Here is a 16,796-nt window from a genome sequence, read left to right as displayed (position 1 = left end):
ACTTCCGGCCATGTCGGCTGCCGGCTCCCTGCTCGCGGTGGTTCCCGCCGCCTCGGTGCTCCTACTCACCGTCGCACTGAGGTCGCGCGCGGTCGATGCGGTCGCGCCGCTGCGACTCGCCGTGGTGCGCTCAGTACTGCTCACCGGCGTGTACGCGGTGCTCGTCGTCGAGCTTCTCGGCGCGTTGCACGCACTGACCCGGTCGACCTTCGCCGCCGCCTGGCTGCTCTTCCTGGCCGCGGCCGCGACAGCCGCCGGTCTGCGGCAACGGTCGAGCCGACCAGCACCTCCCTCCGCCGCCACCCCCCGACCCGTGCCGGTGGGCGCCGTGGTCGGTGGCAGCCCGGAAACGCCAGAGCCCGTTGCGACCAGCTCCGGCCCCGCGCCGACGCGGACCTCTCGGGCGCCCTCCGGCTTGCTCGCCGTGGCGGTCGACACCTGGCGTACGGCCGGACGGGGCGAGCGGCTGCTCGTCGGCACGATAGCCGGGCTCGTCCTGGTGGAGCTGCTGGTCGCGTTGCTGGCCGAGCCGAACAACTTCGACTCGCAGACGTACCACCTGCCGAAGGTGGAGCACTGGGTGGCCCAGGGCGACCTGGACTTCTGGCCCACCGCCATCCACCGGCAGGTGACCATCCCGCCCGGAGCCGAGTATCTGCTGCTGCACCTGCGTCTCCTCACCGGCGGGGACCAGCTGCACAACCTGGTGCAGTGGGCGGCCGGAGTGGTCTGCCTGCTGGTGGCCGCACGGATCACCGCTCAGCTCGGCGGCGGCCGGAGGGCCCAACTGCTCACCGCGTTCGTGCTGGCGACCACGCCCATGGTCGTGCTCCAGGCGACCAGCACGCAGACCGACCTGGTCTGCGCGGCGTGGGTGACCTGCGCGGCGACCCTGGTGCTGGACGGGCTGCGACGGCGTACCGGCTGGGGCACGCTGCTCGGGTTGGGAGCGGCCACCGGCCTGACCGCGGTGACCAAGACCAGCGGGCTGATCGCGGTCGGCCCGCTGCTGGTTCTCTGGGGGCTGGCGCAGCTCCGCCTGAGCCTGGCCGCGAAGGCGGCGACGTCAGGCACTGCCGCGACCGCGGCGACACCGGGCACTGCCGCGACCGCGGCGACACCGGGCACTGCTGCGAACCCGGTGACGCCGGGCACGGGCGCGAACGCGGTGACGCCGGGCACGGGCGCGAGCGCGGCGACCGGCGGGGATCGGCGACCTCGGCCGATCGGTGGGGTGGTCCGCACGGTCGGTGGTTCGGTGCTGATCCTGCTGGTCGCGGCAGTGGTGGTCGGCCCGTTCCTGGCCCGGGTGACAGCGGAGTTCGGGCATCCGCTGGGCCCGCCACGGCTGCGCGAGTCGATCCCGATGGAACGGCACGACCCGCAGTCGATCCTGGTCAACGCCCTGCGGATCGCGCACACCGCGTTCGACACACCGGTGGCGCCCCTGCGCCGGGCCGGCGCCGAGTTGATCATCGACGGCGCGGGCGTGATCGGGGTGGACCCGCAGGACCGCGCGATCACCTTCGGCCGGGAGATCTTCCCGGAGCCGGCCTGGTATCCGGACGAGGACCGGGTGGCGTTCCCCCTGACCGGGGCGCTGGCGCTGATCGGCGCCGTCGTCGCACTCGCCCGCCCGCGCCGGATCGACAGCGAGCAGGCCGGGCCGCTGCGCGCGTACGCGGTGGTGGTGCTGGCCGCCGTCCTGCTGCACACCTCGATGATCAAGTGGCAGCCGTGGGGCAACCGGCTGATCCTCTACGCGGTGGTGCTGGCGGTGCCGCTGGCCGGGCTCTGGGTCGACGCGCTTCTCCGTCGACGTGGCGCGAACTCGACACGCCGGTCGGTGGCCACCCTGGCGGTGGTCACCGTGCTGGCCACCTCGGCGCTGGCCGGGGTGCTCGCGCTGTCGTACGGCTTCCCGCGCCGCCTGGTCGGCTCCGGTTCGGTCTTCACCACCTCGGACTGGGACACCCGGTTCCTGCGCCGCCCGCAGTGGGCCGACGAGTTCCGCTGGGCCGCTGCGGCGGTCCGAGCCAGCGATGCCCGACGGATCGGGCTGGTGCAGCAGAACGACAACTGGGAGTACCCGTGGTGGCTGCTGCTCCGGCAGCCGGACGGTGGGTCACCGGAGCTGGTGGCGTTGCAGTCGGTGCTGCCGGAACGGCCACCCGCCGACCCCTCCTCGGTCGACGCGATCGTCTGCACCGGGAGCCGTCCGGCCTGCACGAAGCTGGTGCCGGCCGGCTGGCGGTTGGAGTTCCGCGGCTACGTCGGCTACGCCCTGCCGCCCGCGCGCTGACGGGGGCAACGCAGAAGCCACGCTGACGAGGGCAACGCAGAAGCCTCCGCCCGCTAGCTGACGGAGGCAACGCAAACGCCGCCGCCCGCGTGCTGACGGAGGCAGCGCAAAACCCGGCCGCCCGGATAGTCCGATCCGGGCGGTTCGGCAGCCCGCGCGCAAGGATCCGAGGCGCATTCACATCTATTGATCCGCACGTTACCGTCTGGTAACTCAGTCGACGTCCCGCGACTGAGCCGAAAGGAGTGCGTCGATGCCTGCAACCCCCACCAGGCCCGAACGCGCGACCCGACGACGGGCCCTCACCGTCGCCGTCTCCGTCGCCGCGCTCGTCCTCCCGATGCTCGCCGGACCGGCCACCCCCGCCACCGCCGCCGACCGGCCGACCGTCCAACCACTCCCCGCCAACCTCGAGGCCATCCGGGCCGCCGAGGCCACCGCCCTCTACGGCAGCCCGGCGATCCGCCCGATCGAACAACGCCGCACCGCGCTGGTCACCATGGGCGACAGCGAGATCTCCGGCGAAGGGGTCGGCAACTACGTCCCCGGCACCCACCAGGACGGCAACTGGTGCGACCGCTCGTACGACCAGGCGGTGTTCCGCACCGGCATCACGTCGGACGCGCAGTACAACATCGCCTGCTCCGGTGCCACCCCGTGGAACCTGATCGCCGGCGGCCCGACCCAGCACAACGAGCTGAACCAGGGCGACTACCTGGGCATCAAGGCGCGCAACACGCACGTGAAGCTGATCTGGGTGGTGGTCGGCGCCAACGGGGACGGGACCATCCAGTTCGGGCCGGTCGCCACCGACTGCGCCGTCCGCCGGGTCTTCTTCCAGGGGCCCTGCTACCCCACCTACACCGACCAGTGGACGATCCGCACCGACGGCAGCCGGCAGGCCGTCGAATCGGCGCTCAACGACATCCGGCAGACCATGACGAAGGCCGGCTACCTGCGGTCGGACTACGAGCTGGTGCTGATGTCGTACCCGAGCCCGGGCAGCCCCGACGTGGAGGACAACCCGAACTTCCCGGGTTGGTACTCCGGCGGTTGTCTGCTCTACCTGGCCGACGCGGCGTTCGCCCGGAACAAGGCGGTGCCGCTGTTCGAGTCGGCGCTGCGGTCGGCCGCCGCGAACACCGGCACCCGCTACCTGGACGCCAGCCGACTCTTCCACGGGCACGAGGTGTGCACCGACAACACCTCGGTACGCGGCCTCTACATCGAGGTGGGCATCTGGAACGAGAACGCCGCCCGCCAGTCGTTCCACCCCAACGCCCGTGGGCACGGCATGTTCGCCCAGTGCATCACCCAGTTCTGGAACTCCGGCCAGGACCGGGCCAGCTGCGTCGACCCGGCGAGCACCGGCAGCGGCGTGCTCTACCCGGGCCTGCTGGACTTCAGGCAACTGCGCAACCTGGCCACCGGCACCTGCGTCGACGGCAAGGGGTACGACTCACGCAACGGCACCGTGCAACAGCCGTACTCCTGTCACGGTGGGCGTAACCAGGGCTTCTGGTACGACTCGACCCGGCGTTCGCTGCACTCGGAGCTGTCCCACGACCGCTGCCTGGACGTCTCCAACAGCTCGATGACCGCCGGCACCGCGGTGAACATCTACGACTGCAACGGCACCGGGGCCCAGCAGTTCGTCTTCTCCGGCAACCAGATCAAGCCGGCCGCCGCGAGCAACCTCTGCGTGGCGTTCGACAACCCGTTGCTGGGCGGCTCCCGCCTGCGGTTGGCGAACTGCGGAAGCAGCACCCGGCAGCAGTGGTCGTTCGAGGCCCGTACCGCCGCCAACCCGGTCGGTTACGGTCACGACGACTTCATCGGGTCGCGCGTGTACTGACGAACGAGGGGGCCCCGGCGTCGGCCAGGGCCCCTCTCGCTCACTTCGCGCGGGGGATGAGCACGAGTCGGGCCACGCCCTTGTCGCCGTCCTTCGCGCCGGCGACACCGACCGTCGCGCCGACCTTCACCTCACTCGGCTGCACCGTGGCGCGCCGCTCGACGACCCGCAGGTCCTCGCCGAAGGTCCAGGTCATGGTGAAGCCGTCGGTGGACTTGACGGTCATCGAATCGCCGTCGATCGCGGTCACCGCCCCGCGCTGCACGGCCACGGTCTGCGTACCGCCGTCCTTGGTCTTCACCACCGCCTCACCGTGCAGGGTGTTCTTGCGCAGCAGCACCCGCGCCTGGCGGCGCTTGCGCCACTCCTCACCGCGCTTCTCCCGGGCCTTCTCCTGGGCGGTGGGGGAGGCACCGGGCGTCGGGGTGGCCGGTGCGGCGACGGTCAGCACGTCCAGGTCGTCGGCGTCGAACCCCATCGCGGTCAGCGCCTGCCCCTCGACGCCCATGGCGGCGGCGACCTCGACGGCCGCCTCCCGGGCGGGCTGGCCGGCCACCTCGGCCGCACCGCAACCGCTCAACGCGAACACGGCGACCAGTGCCGTGGTGCCGGTGGCGAATCCCCAACGTGACATGACGTTCCCTCTCGTCCGTGGAGCCCTCAGCCTCCCCGGGAACGACGAGCGGAGCGTCAGGCCGATGTTCGGGTCAGGTAAGGATCACCGGGCAGCCGGACCGTGAAGGCGGCGCCGCCCTCCGGCGCGTGCCCGGCGGCGATCTCCCCGCCCAGCCGCCGGACCAGGCCGGCGGCCAGCGCCAACCCCAACCCGCTGCCCACCTTGCGCACTCCCCGGTACCGCTCGTGCAGGGCACCGCGCTCGAACGCCACCGCCAGGTCGTCGTCGGTGAAGCCGGGCCCGCCGTCGCGGATCTCCAGCACACCGCCGTCGGCCGGGTCCGCGCCCGCCGGCCGGACCGCGAGCACCACGGGCGACCCCGGGGGTACGACCCGCAGCGCGTTCTCCAGCAACCCGTCCAGCACCTGCCGGATCCGACCCGGATCGGTGTACGCGGGCACCGGCAGACCGGTCGTCTCCAACCGGAACGGCACCCCCACCGCGGCACACCGGCCGGACCAGGTCGGTTCCGCGTCCACCGCCAACCGGGTCAGGTCCACCGACACCGGTTCGAGGGGGAAGTCCGCCGCCTCCAACCGGGCCAGCGCCAGCAGGTCCCCGATGAGCCGGTCCAGGTGTTGGGCCTCGACAAGCATCGTCCGACCGGTGTCGACCGTGTCGTCCGTGCCGAGCACGCCGTCGGCGAGCGCCTCGGCGTACCCCCGGATCGCGGTCAGCGGGGTGCGCAACTCGTGCGAGACGGACAGCAGGAACTCCCGCTGTCGTCCCTCACTGGTGGCCAGTGCGCCGGCCAGGCCGTTCAGCGCCTCGGCCAGGTCGGCGACCTCGTCCGGTGACTCGACCGGCACCCGGACGGCGCGGTCCCCGGCGCGGAGCCGGGCGGCGGCGGTGGCCGCGACGCGGATCGGCCGGGCCAGCCGGCGGGCCAGCAGCAGACCGGCCGCCACACCGGCGGCCAGCCCGGCCAGGAGCGGCAACCAGAGGCTGCGCAGCACCTGGGCCCACAGCCCGTCCGACGACGGACGGGACAGCACCACGCCGTTGCCGTTGGGCAGCGCCCGACCTTCGACCAGGGCACGTTTCCCGTTGACGACGCGTCGGACCGACACGTTGCGGCCCTGCCCGATCCGCTGCACCACCCGGGGTGGCAGGCCCGGCCGGTCGACCGTCCCGCGCCGGATCAGGTACGCGTCGATACCCTGGTTACGCAGTTGTTGGATGAGCCGCTCCTCGTCGGTGCCGCGCCCCCGGTCCAGGCGGGTCCGTAGCACCTCGGCGGCGAGCCGGGCCTGGGCGGCGAGCGCGTCCTGGTCTCGCTGCTCCGCTCCGCGAATCGCCAACGGCACCGCCACGATCGCGGTGACCAGCACCGACACCAGCGCCACCGCGCACGTCACGAGGACCGCCCGGGCGGTCAGCGTACGGCCGAAGCGGACCCGCCGGGGTTCGGCCGATGGGCGGGCGGCGACCACCGGGAGCGCCATGGTGGGCGACTCGACGCGCTCGGGACGGTCAGGCATCGACCGCGTACCCGACGCCGCGATGGGTGCGGATCACGCTGGCCGGGCCGAGCTTCGCCCGCACCTGGGCGACGTGGACGTCCACGGTGCGGGTGCCGGCGTGGGCGGCGTACCCCCAGACCCCGGCCAGCAACTCCTCCCTGGTGAAGACCCGACCGGGCCGGGCCATCAGATGGGCCAGCAGGTCGAACTCGGTGGAGGTGAGCTGCACCGGTGTCCCGGCGGCGCTGACCGTCCGGCGGGCGGGGTCGAGCGTCACCGGGCCGACGACGCGCGGCCGGTCCGCGCCCTCGGGGCCACCGGCGGAGCGGCGCAGCACCGCCCGCACCCGGGCCACCAACTCCCGGGGGCTGAACGGCTTGGTCACGTAGTCGTCGGCACCCAACTCCAGGCCGACGATCCGATCCACCTCGTCGTCGCGGGCGGTGAGGAAGATGACGGGGGTCCAGTCACCGGCCTCCCGCAGCTGACGACAGATCTCGGTGCCGGGCAGGCCCGGCAGCGCGATGTCCAGCACGCAGGCCACCGGGCGTAGCCGACGGGCCGCGCTCAGACCGGCGGCACCGTCGCGTTCCAGGTGGACGCCGAACCCGTCCCGGGTCAGATAGAGCCGGACCAGGTCGGCGATGGCCGGTTCGTCCTCGACCACGAGGACGAGCCCACGGTGCGGCGGTTCGACGGTCACCGACCCATGATTGCCGACCCGGTGGGCCCGGCGCGATCGATGCGTGTTCGGGTTGGGTAAGAGCGACGCAAGGCGGCCCGGTGGGGGCCGGTCAGCTCACCGGGGCCGGACGGAACGCACTGGGCCGCGCGGAGGCCGGTATGTCGCTGATGGTGGCGACGACGCGCTCCCGGGGCGCCCGCAGGCGGGTCCGGAACGCGTGGTTGAGCAACGCGTCGAGCTGCCACACCCGCTTCGGGTGGCTGGTTCGGATGAGGAACCGCTCGCGGATCCCGTCGATCGCGGTGGCCGCCAACTCGACGCACTGCAGTCGTGGGTCCGGGCTCCAGGTCACGTTGCTCAACTCCCGCAACTCGGTGTTGAGGTGCAGGCGCAGTCGGTGCAGGAGTCGGGTCTGCTGGGTCACGACCAGCCGACGGTGGGTGAGCAGCAGCAGGTAGTCGCCGGTGACCGGACGGTCGGGGCGGCTGCAACGGGTGACCAGGATGGTGGCGTCACCGGAGCCGACGCAGCGCCGGAAGACCGGCATGTGCCGGCTCACGGTCTGCACGGCCAGGCCAGCCTCGGCGGCGGCCGGAAGGAACGTTCGGGAGAAGACGTCCATGACCTGCCCAACGACGTCCCCGACGCGGTGACGTGGGTCACGGCGGAATTTTGGAAGTTCCACGCCGCTTGCCGCACTGGCTGTCCGACTTCCGACTCGGACGGATCGTGGTCAGGAGGTGGGCTGAAGAGGGCTGGCGGCGAACAACTCCTCCAGCCACCCGGGGACCGCGTTGGCGTATTCGGCTCGCGACTCGTCCGGCGTGTCCAGGGCCCGACGCCAGGACAGCGACCGGCCCACCGGGCCCAGGCCGATCGCGAGGTCGGCGGCCTCCACCAGGGTCCGGCGGTCGTAGCTGTCCGTCCACGCCTCCAGGTAGGCGTCGCGCAGCCGGACCAGCCCGGCGTCGTCGACGGCCAGCTTCTTGGCGTACGCGACGGAGCGCAGGGTCACCAGCAGCGTGCCGAACGGGTGCGCCACCGACGCGTCGCCCCAGTCGAAGTAGCGGTAACCGGCGTCGCCGGCGAAGACGTTGCCGTCGTGCAGGTCGTCGTGTTGCACGGTCGCCGGGATGCCGATGTCGGCGAGCCGCCGGCACCGCTGGGCGTACGACGGCACCTCCGCCCGCAACCGCTCGTACACGTCGGGGCTGAGCCCGCCCTCGGCACCGACCAGCAGCGCCGCACGATCGTCGAGCAGCTCGGCGAAGAGGGCGGCCAGCACCTCCGGACGCTGATCCGGCACGCCCAGGGCGACCAGCTCGTCGGCGCGCGGCGCGCTCGCCAGTTGCAGTGCCGCGTAGCCGGGGAGCGCCCGCTCCCAGTGCGCCAGATCGGGGTCGCGGAGCAGCACGTCGCGTAACGACTCACCACCGTCGGGCAGCAACGACCAGCCCTGCTCCCGGTCCACCGCGATCGGCGTCAGCACCCGGTCCGGCGTCGATTCGGCGAGCGTCTCGACCAGCACGGCCTCGTGCACGGTGCCCGGATTGTTGGCCTTGAACCAGACCGGGCCGTCGTCGGTGGGCACCCGCCACACCAGCGACCACGGACGCACCCGAGGCTCCACCAACCCGGTCACCCGTCGACCGGCGCTGTTCAGCTGCGCGTCCACCCAGGTGCGGGCCCGCACCTGCCACTGCTCGCTGGACCAGTCCGGGGCACGCTCAGCAGCGGTCGTCGTCACGCTGGGCACCCTAGGCCGCAAACTCCGGCCGGGGCGAGGCGTTTTCCGGACCGGTGTCAGATCAGCTCGACGATCGTGGCGTTGGCCATGCCGCCCCCCTCGCACATGGTCTGCAGGCCGTAGCGGATCCCGTTGTCCCGCATGTGCTGGAGCATGGTGGTCATGATCCGGGCACCGGAGCCGCCGAGCGGGTGGCCGAGGGCGATCGCCCCACCGCGCGGGTTCAACCGCTCCGGGTCCGCCTCGGTCTCCGCCAACCACGCCAGCGGCACCGGGGCGAACGCCTCGTTCACCTCGTACACCCCGATCTCCTCGATGCCCAGCCCCGCGCGGCGCAGCGCCTTCGCGGTGGCCGGGATGGGCGCGGTGAGCATGGTGACCGGGTCGTCGGCGGCGACCACGGCGGTGTGGATCCGGGCCAGCGGGCGCAGGCCGTGCCGGCTGGCCCAGTCGGAGGTGGTCACCGCGAGCGCCGCGGCGCCGTCGGAGATCTGTGACGCGGACCCGGCGGTCACCACGCCGTCGGCGCGGAACGGGGTGGCCAGTTCGGCGAGTTTGCCCAACGTCGTGTCCCGGCGGATGCCCTCGTCGACGGCGAACTTGCCCCCGTCGCCGAGCGGCACCGGGGTCAGCTCCGGGTCGAACGCCCCCGCGTCCTGCGCGGCGGCCGCCTTCTCGTGGCTGGCCAGCGCGAACTCATCGAGCTGCGTACGCGTGAGACGCCACCGCTGGGCGATCAGTTCGGCCCCGACGCCCTGGTTGAACGGCAGGGGCGCGTCGTCGGCGAAGCCCTCGACACCCCGGTACCGGGCCCGGAGCTGGTCGCTGAACGGCATGCCACCGGCCACACTGGAACCCATCGGCACCCGGGTCATCGACTCCACTCCACCGGCGACCACCAGGTCAGCCTGGCCGGAGAGCACCGTCGCGGCCGCGAAGTGCAGGGCCTGCTGGCTGGAGCCGCACTGCCGGTCCAGTGTCGTGCCGGGCACCGACTCGGGCCAGCCGGCGGCGAGCACCCCGTTGCGGGCGATGTTCCACGACTGCTCGCCGACCTGGGACACGCAGCCCCAGAAGACGTCGTCGACCTGGGCCGGGTCGAGCCCGGTGCGCTCGGCGAGGGCACGCAGCACGTGCGCCGAGAGATCGACCGGGTGGACACCGGCGAGGCTGCCCTTACGCCGCCCGACCGGGGTACGCACCGCGCCGACGATGACCGCGTCACTCATCTTTACTCCCCGGTAACTTAGGCTGCCCCGATCCTACGTCCCCATCCCCCTGCGGCGCCGTCGCCCAGCCCTCCTTCCGGCGTCGATCAGGGAGTTGTGGTGGGGGAAGTTCCCCGCTTCGCACCATATGTGGGGCGCCACAACTCCATGATCGACGGCGGCGGGAGGGCCGCTGGCATGCTGGGTGGGTGGATGACATCACCCGATCCCGGCAGTGGCGGGTGCCGTCGAGCCTGCCGGCGGCGAAACTGGCCGGTGCCGTGCTGCTGATCGCACTCGGGTTGCTCTTCGCCGACGGCGACGCCGTCCGGCTGGTGCTGTCCATTCTGACCGCCGCCGTCCTGGCCGGCTGGGCGGTACGCGACCTGATCGCGCCGGTTCGGCTGGCTGTCGATCCGACCGGGCTCAGCGTCATCCACGGGTTCGCCGGCCACCGGCTGCTGCCCTGGACGGCTGTCGAGGCGATCACCGTGGACCGTCGACCGCGGTTCGGGCTGACGTCCGAGGTCCTGGAGATCGACACCGGTGACTCGCTGCACCTCTTCGGCCGATTCGATCTGGGCACCACCCCGGAGGACGTGGCCGCCGAGCTTCGTGCCGTCCGCCCGAAGCCGTGACCGGTCAACCGAGCAGGTAGGCGGTGCGGACCAGGACCAGGACGAGCAGGACCAGCAGGATGATCGCTCCACCGGCGGCCTGGACCAGCGTGCGCCGACCGCGTGGTGCGTAGGCCAGCACCAACGCCATCAGCGCGCCGACCAGCAGACCGCCCAGGTGCCCGGGGATCGAGATGCCCGGCACGGTCAACGTGAACACCAGGTTGATCACCAGGATCGGGATCACCTGGGAGATGTCCCGACCCATCTTCCGCTCGATGATGATCAGCGCGGCGAAGAGGCCGAAGACCGCAGTGGACGCCCCGGCGGTGGCCGAGTTCTGGGCGCTGAACAGGTACGCGGCCACGTTGCCGCCGAGCCCACCGATCAGGTAGAGCGCGCCGAAGCGCAGCGGCCCGAGGTTGGCCTCCAACGACCGGCCGAGCACCCACAGCGCCCACATGTTGAGCAGCAGGTGGATCACGCCGTAGTGCAGGAACATCGCGGTGACCAGCCGGTACCACTGACCCTCGGCGATGCCGTTGATCGTGCCGTCGGGGAAGACCGCGAGCCCGAGCACCGAACCCCAGTTGGTCAGCGGGGTGCTGCCACCCATCAGGCCACCGAAGCCGGAACCGCCCACCGCCGCGTCCCCACCCCGGTCGGAGGCGATGGAGAGCAGCATGAGCAGCACGTTCAGGGCGATGATGCCCTTGGTGACGTAGCCGTGCCGGCCGGCCGCACCGCCACCGAAGGCGGTGCGCGCCGGCCGGACACTGCGACGACCCTCGTTGACGCACTCCGGGCACTGGTGCCCGACCGACGCCTCCCGCATGCACTCCGGGCAGATCGGCCGGTCGCAGCGGGTGCACCGGACGTAGGTCTCCCGGCCGGGGTGGCGGTAGCAGACCGGGGTGGTCGGCGGCGACTCGCTCACCGGGTCGACCCGCCGTCCACCGCCGCGCGAACCACCGGCACCGGCCGGTGCGGTGCTCCGGAGCGCTCAATCATGCGAGCAAAGGTACCTCGCCGGTCGGTCAGGCAGCAGACCGCTCGATCTCGACCCGCTCGATGACGACGTCCTGCAGCGGACGGTCGCTCGGGCCGGTCGGGGTGTTCGCGATCGAGTCGACGACCTTCACCGACTGCTCGTCGGCGACCTGCCCGAAGATGGTGTGCCGGTTGTTCAGGTGCGGCGTCGGCGACACGGTGATGAAGAACTGCGAACCGTTGGTGCCCGGTCCGGCGTTCGCCATCGCCAGCAGGTAGGGCCGGTCGAAGCGCAGCTCCGGGTGGAACTCGTCGGCGAACTTGTAGCCCGGCCCACCCCGGCCGGTGCCGGTCGGGTCGCCCATCTGGACCATGAACCCGCTGATCACGCGGTGCGAGATGGTGCCGTCGTAGTACGGTCCGCTGCCCGGCTGACCGGTGCGCGGGTCGGTGTACTCCCGGTTGCCCTCGGCCAGGTCGATGAAGTTGCGGACCGTCTTCGGCGCGTGGTTCGGGAAGAGCTCCAGCCGGATCGGGCCAGCGTTGGTGTGCAGGGTGGCGTAGACAGCCTCGGCCACGGGTACTCCTCACTCGTTGGTCAGTTCCATGCGGATCCTCCCATGTGCCCGATCTGGCATCGCGGAGGCATCCGAAGGTGGAGGATGACGAAGGAACAACTCCCAGGAGGTAGGACCGTGTTTGGATTCGGGCGGCGCAAGTCCCAGGGGCAGCTGGCGAAGGCCGAGCTGAACCAGAGCATCAGCCACCTGATGCAGGCAGCCAACCACGCCGCCAAGGGTGCCGGCGCGACCGTCGGCCCTCGGGTCCAGGTGGCCCGGGGCTACGTGGCACCGACCGCCGCGAAGGTGCGCGACCGCGCGTCGACCGGCTGGGGGACGACACTCACCACGCTGGCGCCGCTGGCCGCGGCGGCCCGAGACGGCGCCGCGCAGGCAGGGCCGCTGACCAGGAAGGCCAAGTCGAAGACCATGCGGATCACCGGTAAGAAGAAGCAGCCGCGCCGTCGCGGCTCGATGATGACCGGCCTGTTGGCGGCGGGTGTCGTCGCCGGCCTGGCCGGCGCGGTCGCGCTCCGTCGTCGCCGGGAGCAGCAGGAGTGGGCCGAGTACGACCCGACCCGCTCCCTGGAGCCGATGCGCGACGAGGTCGACTCGATCGAGGTACGCACCCCGTCCACTGCCAAGGGAGGCGACGGGTCCGCCATGGCCGGCGCGGCGGGGATGACCGGTGCGGGCAGCTCGGCGGTGACCGGCGGCACCAGCGCCGGCACCACCAGCCCGGCCAAGCAGACCGGCATCCGCCCGACCGACAAGGTCCCGTCGGTCGCCGAGGGCGCCACTGACGTCTCCGGTCGGCCGACCGACGACCTCACGAAGGCCCTGGGCAAGGACACCGCCCGCACCAACGGCCGTCGCTGACGGCAGCGGCAGAGCATCGGGCGCCGGCGCGCGGATCACTCCGCGCGTCGGCGCTTCCGCGTCGGGCGCTGTCGCGGCGCTTCCGCGTCGCGGTCAGAGCCAGCCGTTGCGGCGGAACCAGCGGTAGAGGGCCAGCGAGACGCCGAGCATGAGGGCGAGAGCGACCGGATAGCCGTACGTCATCTTCAGCTCGGGCATGTTGTCGAAGTTCATGCCCTCGACGCCGGCGATGGAGGTCCAGACCGCGGCGATCGCCGCCCAGGCGGCGATCTTGCGCATGTCGTTGTTCTGGTCGACGGTGACCTGGGCCAACCGCGCCTGGAGGATCGAGTTCAGCAGGTCGTCGTAGGAGTTGACCTGCTCCACGGTGCGGCTGAGGTGGTCCTGCACGTCCCGGAAGTAACGCCGAATCTCCTTGGGCACGTCCCGGTTGACCTGCGAGGTCAGCGTCATCATCGGCCGCTGCAACGGCACCACCGCCCGCTTGAACTCCACCAGTTCCCGCTTCATCTGGTAGATCCGCTGGATCCGCCCGTGGCCGTGCCGGTCGAAGACCTCGGCCTCCAGCACGTCCAGGTCGTCCTCGATCTGCTCGGCCACCTCCAGGTAGAGGTCCACCACCCGGTCGGTCACCCCGTACGCCACCGCCCACGGGCCGTGCAGCAGCAGATCATGCTTGGTCTCCAGGTCGGCGCGGATCGGGGCGAGCCGGCAGGCGTCGCCGTGCCGGACACTGATCACGAAGTTCGGGCCGATGAAGAGCATCACCTGGCCGGTCTCCACGACCTCGGAGTTCTCGGTCAGCTCGGCGTGCTCGCAGTACCGGGCGGTACGCAGCACCAGGAAGACGACCTCACCGAACCGCTCCAGCTTGGGACGCTGCTCGGCCTTGACGGCGTCCTCGACGGCCAGCTCGTGCAGACCGTAGGTCTCCGCGATCGCGGTCATCTCGGCCAACTCCGGCTGGTGCAGACCGATCCAGACGAAGCCGTGTTCCTCGCGTCGGGCCGCGGTGAGGGCCTCCGCGTACGTCCAGTCGCCGGGTTGCCGCTTACCGTCGACGTAGAGCGCGCAGTCGACCACCGAGCTGCGACCGGTGCCGGTGGGGGTCGGCGCCGGTGGCGCGCCGTCGGTCTGCAGGATCCGGGTCATCGCCCGGACCGGGGAGGGCCACGCCCGGGGTCGCAACACCCGACCGGTGCTCGACGGTGCCGTCCGGTCCCGCTCTGTCCGATCCGTCATCGCGTCACCTCCCGCGCTCAGCTGCGGCTTGCAGGCTACGCCGACCGCGGTCGAGGAAACGTGTGACGGCGGTCGCGTAGGCCGGTGGGGTGGTGCCGGGCGGGCCGGGCCGCATCGGGGGGTGTGCGGGGACGACACGGCCCACCCGGCACCCGTGGGGGCGGGAGGTTGTGCTGCCGCGTCACTCGGGTCGCGGCCGGCCCGGAGGGCTGGGGTGATCTCCGCGACGAAACACGAATGATGCTCGCAGCATTGTGGGCCGCCGGCCGCCCGGGCGGGAGCCCCGGGGCGGCCGGCATCGTCGTTCTGTCAGGAACCCGACAGTTGATTCAGCTGCGGACGGCCTCGACGGCGTCCGCGAGACGGCGGACGCCCTCGTCGATCCGGTCGGCGGTCACCGCCGAGAAGGCCAGCCGAAGGGCGTGCCGCCCACCGTCCAGCACGAAATCGCTGCCCTTGACCACGGCGACCCCGCGCTCGGCGGCGGCCGGGGCGAGCCGGTCGACCAGCACGTCCTCCGGGAACTCCACCCAGAGGAAGTAGCCACCGTCGGGCTCCACGAACCGCGCCTGCGGCAGGTGCCGGCGCAACGACTCGGCGAGCACCCGGGCCCGCTCACCCAACGCCGCGCGTACCGTCTCGATCGAGCGGTCGATGTCACCGGAGACGCAGAACTGGTGCACGATCGCCTGCGACACCATCCCGGGCGAGATGTAGAGGCTTGTCGCGTTCTTGGCGATGTCGGCGATCAGGTCGGCCGGACCGACCAGGTATCCGACCCGAACACCCGGGCACACCGTCTTGGTGAAGCTCGACGCGTGCACCACCACGTTGCGGGTGTCCAACGAGAGCATCGACGGCAGCGCCTCGCCACGGAAGCGGATGTCCGCGTACGGGTCGTCCTCGAAGATGGTGAACTCGTACTCGGCCGCCAGGTCCAGCAACTCCCGACGCTTCTCCAGCGAGAGGGTCATGCCGGCCGGGTTCTGGTAGTTCGGGATCACGTGCGCGAGCCGGGGGCGGACCCCGGACTCCAGCAGCTTGCGCAGCTCGGCCGTGTCGAGGCCGTCCGGCTGGACCGAGATGCCGTGCAGCTCACCGCCCATCCGCTGGAGGTTGAGCAACGTCCGGTCGTACGTCGGGCGTTCCACCACCACCGCGTCGCCGGGGCGGACCAGGTGGTCGAAGAGGAACGCGTCGGCCTGGAGCGACCCGTTGGTGACCAGCACCTGGTTGGCTTCGACGCCGTGCTTCTCGGCGATCCACTTTCGCAGCGGAACGTAGCCGACGGAGGTGCCGTAGGCCGTCACCCCGGCGGGGTCGGCGTCGAAGGCGCGGACGGCGGCGGCCTTGAGCCCCTCGACATCGACGATGTCCAGCGAGGGGGCCCCACGGGCAAAGGAGATCAGCTGCTCGGCGGTCATGGATATTGAGCGTACGGGCGGCGGCGGGGGGCGCGCCGACGGCACGGCGATGTCCGCATCCTGAGCCACCGGGACGGGTGACCCGACTCCACCGGTCGGCGGCAACTCAGACCGGAAGGGCGAGCGCGTCGTGGTGCGCGGCCCGGGAAAGGCCCTCCATCTGCACGCCGAGCGCGTCGAGGAGTCGACTCCAGTCGAAGTAGGAACGCCAGGCCGTGATCCGTCCCGTGCGGACCCGGACCACGTCGGCGACCTCCCAGCTCACCGTCCGGCCGGTCGGCGCGACGGTGCCGTACGGCGAGTGCAGCGTGCCGGTGTGGGTGCCGGTCAGGCGCAGCTCGACGGCCGCGCCAGCGCCGGTGCGGACCGCGCCCAACGGCTCGACCCGCAGGTCCGGGAAGGCGCCCGTCCAGGTGCGCAGGAGCGCGGGCAGCTCGATCGGTCGGACCGTCACACCCGGCATGGAGTAGAACGCCTCCGGGGCGTAGAGATCCGGTAGACGGGCCACGTCCCGACGCAGGAGCATCGCGTACTGCTGCTCGACCAGGCGCTCCGCGTCACGCATCGGGCCCTCCCCTGCGGGTGACGGCACCTCCGCGCCCGCAGGGGATGCTTACCCATCGATTCGACCGGGCACACCTGGCCGAGTCAGGTCGTGGCGACCGCCTGGCTCTCCGCCCACACCCGCATGATGTCCCGTACCGAGATCACCCCGGCCACCTCCCGGCCGTCCAGCACCACCAGGTGCCGGAAGCCGCCCCGGGCCATCGCCGCAGCCGCCTCGGCCACCGTCCACTCCGGCCCGGCGTAGACCACGTCCCAGGTCAGGTGTGCACCGGTGCGTTCCACATCACAGTCCAGGCCCGCGCCGACCGCCTTCAACACATCGCGTTCCGTCATGATCCCGACCCCCTCGGAATCCGGGTCGATCACGACCGCCGACCCGACACCACGGGCCGACATCATCCGGGCCGCCTGGCGGAGCGTGTGCTCCGGCCCGACGACGAGGACCTGGCTGGACATGGCATCCCGTACCTGCATCACTCATCACTCCCTTGGGACGGTGGCATCCGGTAGGAACATGGTCGTCGGTGGATGTTTCCGGGACAAGGCCGCGCCTTGGCACGACACGAACGCTCGCTACTGTC

General features: G+C 71.8%; 16 protein-coding genes. 4 read left to right on the top strand and 12 right to left on the bottom strand.

Going from position 1 to position 16,796, the window contains the following annotated elements:
* The first annotated feature begins 10 nt into the window (after positions 1–10).
* The gene (locus tag O7617_RS12740; RefSeq protein ID WP_282263705.1) at positions 11–2,302 is read left to right on the top strand and encodes a glycosyltransferase family 39 protein; all 2,292 of its coding nucleotides are present in this window, start codon (positions 11–13) and stop codon (positions 2,300–2,302) included.
* 253 nt (positions 2,303–2,555) lie between these two features.
* Positions 2,556–4,157 carry a ricin-type beta-trefoil lectin domain protein gene (locus O7617_RS12735; RefSeq protein ID WP_282263704.1) on the top strand — a complete coding sequence of 534 codons (1,602 nt, stop codon included), beginning with the start codon at positions 2,556–2,558 and terminating at the stop codon, positions 4,155–4,157.
* A gap of 40 nt (positions 4,158–4,197) precedes the next feature.
* On the opposite strand, the gene O7617_RS12730 is transcribed toward O7617_RS12735, so the two are convergent.
* From O7617_RS12730 to O7617_RS12705, 6 genes are all read right to left on the bottom strand, one after another.
* A complete protein-coding gene (locus O7617_RS12730; protein WP_282263703.1) occupies positions 4,198–4,791 on the bottom strand; it encodes a hypothetical protein in 594 nt (197 codons plus the stop codon).
* A gap of 56 nt (positions 4,792–4,847) precedes the next feature.
* The gene (locus O7617_RS12725) at positions 4,848–6,278 is read right to left on the bottom strand and encodes a HAMP domain-containing sensor histidine kinase (RefSeq protein ID WP_282264722.1); all 1,431 of its coding nucleotides are present in this window, start codon (positions 6,276–6,278) and stop codon (positions 4,848–4,850) included.
* Between the two features lie 28 nt (positions 6,279–6,306).
* A complete protein-coding gene (locus O7617_RS12720; RefSeq protein ID WP_282263702.1) occupies positions 6,307–6,999 on the bottom strand; it encodes a response regulator transcription factor in 693 nt (230 codons plus the stop codon).
* Between the two features lie 91 nt (positions 7,000–7,090).
* Positions 7,091–7,603, bottom strand: coding sequence for a hypothetical protein (locus O7617_RS12715; protein ID WP_282263700.1), 513 nt, complete (start codon positions 7,601–7,603; stop codon positions 7,091–7,093).
* Between the two features lie 111 nt (positions 7,604–7,714).
* Positions 7,715–8,728 (bottom strand): phosphotransferase, encoded by a 1,014-nt coding sequence (locus O7617_RS12710; protein WP_282263698.1) that lies wholly within the window; start codon positions 8,726–8,728, stop codon positions 7,715–7,717.
* A 56-nt stretch (positions 8,729–8,784) separates the two neighbouring features.
* The gene (locus O7617_RS12705) at positions 8,785–9,957 is read right to left on the bottom strand and encodes an acetyl-CoA C-acyltransferase (RefSeq protein WP_282263697.1); all 1,173 of its coding nucleotides are present in this window, start codon (positions 9,955–9,957) and stop codon (positions 8,785–8,787) included.
* A gap of 188 nt (positions 9,958–10,145) precedes the next feature.
* On the opposite strand from O7617_RS12705, the gene O7617_RS12700 reads away from it, so the two are divergent.
* Complete coding sequence (locus tag O7617_RS12700; RefSeq protein WP_282263695.1) at positions 10,146–10,574, top strand: PH domain-containing protein; 429 nt, start codon at positions 10,146–10,148, stop codon at positions 10,572–10,574.
* A 4-nt stretch (positions 10,575–10,578) separates the two neighbouring features.
* On the opposite strand, the gene O7617_RS12695 is transcribed toward O7617_RS12700, so the two are convergent.
* Together O7617_RS12695 and O7617_RS12690 are read right to left on the bottom strand one after the other, a co-directional pair.
* Positions 10,579–11,490, bottom strand: a complete 912-nt coding sequence (locus O7617_RS12695; RefSeq protein ID WP_282263693.1) for a rhomboid family intramembrane serine protease — start codon at positions 11,488–11,490, stop codon at positions 10,579–10,581.
* Positions 11,491–11,590: 100 nt separating this feature from the next.
* Complete coding sequence (locus O7617_RS12690) at positions 11,591–12,121, bottom strand: peptidylprolyl isomerase (RefSeq protein ID WP_088987147.1); 531 nt, start codon at positions 12,119–12,121, stop codon at positions 11,591–11,593.
* An 84-nt stretch (positions 12,122–12,205) separates the two neighbouring features.
* Between O7617_RS12690 and O7617_RS12685 the strand changes: the two genes are divergently transcribed.
* Positions 12,206–12,982, top strand: a complete 777-nt coding sequence (locus O7617_RS12685) for a hypothetical protein (RefSeq protein WP_282263691.1) — start codon at positions 12,206–12,208, stop codon at positions 12,980–12,982.
* Between the two features lie 93 nt (positions 12,983–13,075).
* On the opposite strand, the gene corA is transcribed toward O7617_RS12685, so the two are convergent.
* From corA to O7617_RS12665, 4 genes are all read right to left on the bottom strand, one after another.
* Complete coding sequence (gene corA / locus O7617_RS12680; RefSeq protein ID WP_282263690.1) at positions 13,076–14,224, bottom strand: magnesium/cobalt transporter CorA; 1,149 nt, start codon at positions 14,222–14,224, stop codon at positions 13,076–13,078.
* Between the two features lie 329 nt (positions 14,225–14,553).
* Positions 14,554–15,648: a PLP-dependent aminotransferase family protein gene (locus O7617_RS12675; protein ID WP_282263689.1), complete on the bottom strand. Its 1,095-nt coding sequence runs from the start codon at positions 15,646–15,648 to the stop codon at positions 14,554–14,556.
* Between the two features lie 106 nt (positions 15,649–15,754).
* Positions 15,755–16,213 carry an ester cyclase gene (locus O7617_RS12670; protein WP_282263688.1) on the bottom strand — a complete coding sequence of 153 codons (459 nt, stop codon included), beginning with the start codon at positions 16,211–16,213 and terminating at the stop codon, positions 15,755–15,757.
* A gap of 83 nt (positions 16,214–16,296) precedes the next feature.
* A complete protein-coding gene (locus O7617_RS12665) occupies positions 16,297–16,689 on the bottom strand; it encodes a CBS domain-containing protein (RefSeq protein WP_145778434.1) in 393 nt (130 codons plus the stop codon).
* Between the last annotated feature and the right edge of the window lie 107 nt (positions 16,690–16,796).

Origin of the sequence: Micromonospora sp. WMMD1155 (assembly GCF_029581275.1) — a bacterium.
In the GTDB taxonomy this organism is placed as follows: Bacteria; Actinomycetota; Actinomycetes; order Mycobacteriales; family Micromonosporaceae; genus Micromonospora.
This window is presented reverse-complemented; position numbering and strand designations above follow the sequence as displayed.

Excerpts from the sequence above, each read along its gene's own strand:
- O7617_RS12740 (WP_282263705.1), top strand. The coding sequence starts at position 11 with ATGTCGGCTGCCGGCTCCCTGCTCGCGGTGGTTCCCGCCGCCTCGGTG.
- O7617_RS12735 (WP_282263704.1), top strand. The coding sequence starts at position 2,556 with ATGCCTGCAACCCCCACCAGGCCCGAACGCGCGACCCGACGACGGGCC.
- O7617_RS12730 (WP_282263703.1), bottom strand. The coding sequence starts at position 4,791 with ATGTCACGTTGGGGATTCGCCACCGGCACCACGGCACTGGTCGCCGTG.
- O7617_RS12725 (WP_282264722.1), bottom strand. The coding sequence starts at position 6,278 with ATGGCGCTCCCGGTGGTCGCCGCCCGCCCATCGGCCGAACCCCGGCGG.
- O7617_RS12715 (WP_282263700.1), bottom strand. The coding sequence starts at position 7,603 with ATGGACGTCTTCTCCCGAACGTTCCTTCCGGCCGCCGCCGAGGCTGGC.
- O7617_RS12705 (WP_282263697.1), bottom strand. The coding sequence starts at position 9,957 with ATGAGTGACGCGGTCATCGTCGGCGCGGTGCGTACCCCGGTCGGGCGG.
- O7617_RS12685 (WP_282263691.1), top strand. The coding sequence starts at position 12,206 with ATGACGAAGGAACAACTCCCAGGAGGTAGGACCGTGTTTGGATTCGGG.
- corA (WP_282263690.1), bottom strand. The coding sequence starts at position 14,224 with ATGACGGATCGGACAGAGCGGGACCGGACGGCACCGTCGAGCACCGGT.
- O7617_RS12675 (WP_282263689.1), bottom strand. The coding sequence starts at position 15,648 with ATGACCGCCGAGCAGCTGATCTCCTTTGCCCGTGGGGCCCCCTCGCTG.
- O7617_RS12670 (WP_282263688.1), bottom strand. The coding sequence starts at position 16,213 with ATGCGTGACGCGGAGCGCCTGGTCGAGCAGCAGTACGCGATGCTCCTG.
- O7617_RS12665 (WP_145778434.1), bottom strand. The coding sequence starts at position 16,689 with ATGCAGGTACGGGATGCCATGTCCAGCCAGGTCCTCGTCGTCGGGCCG.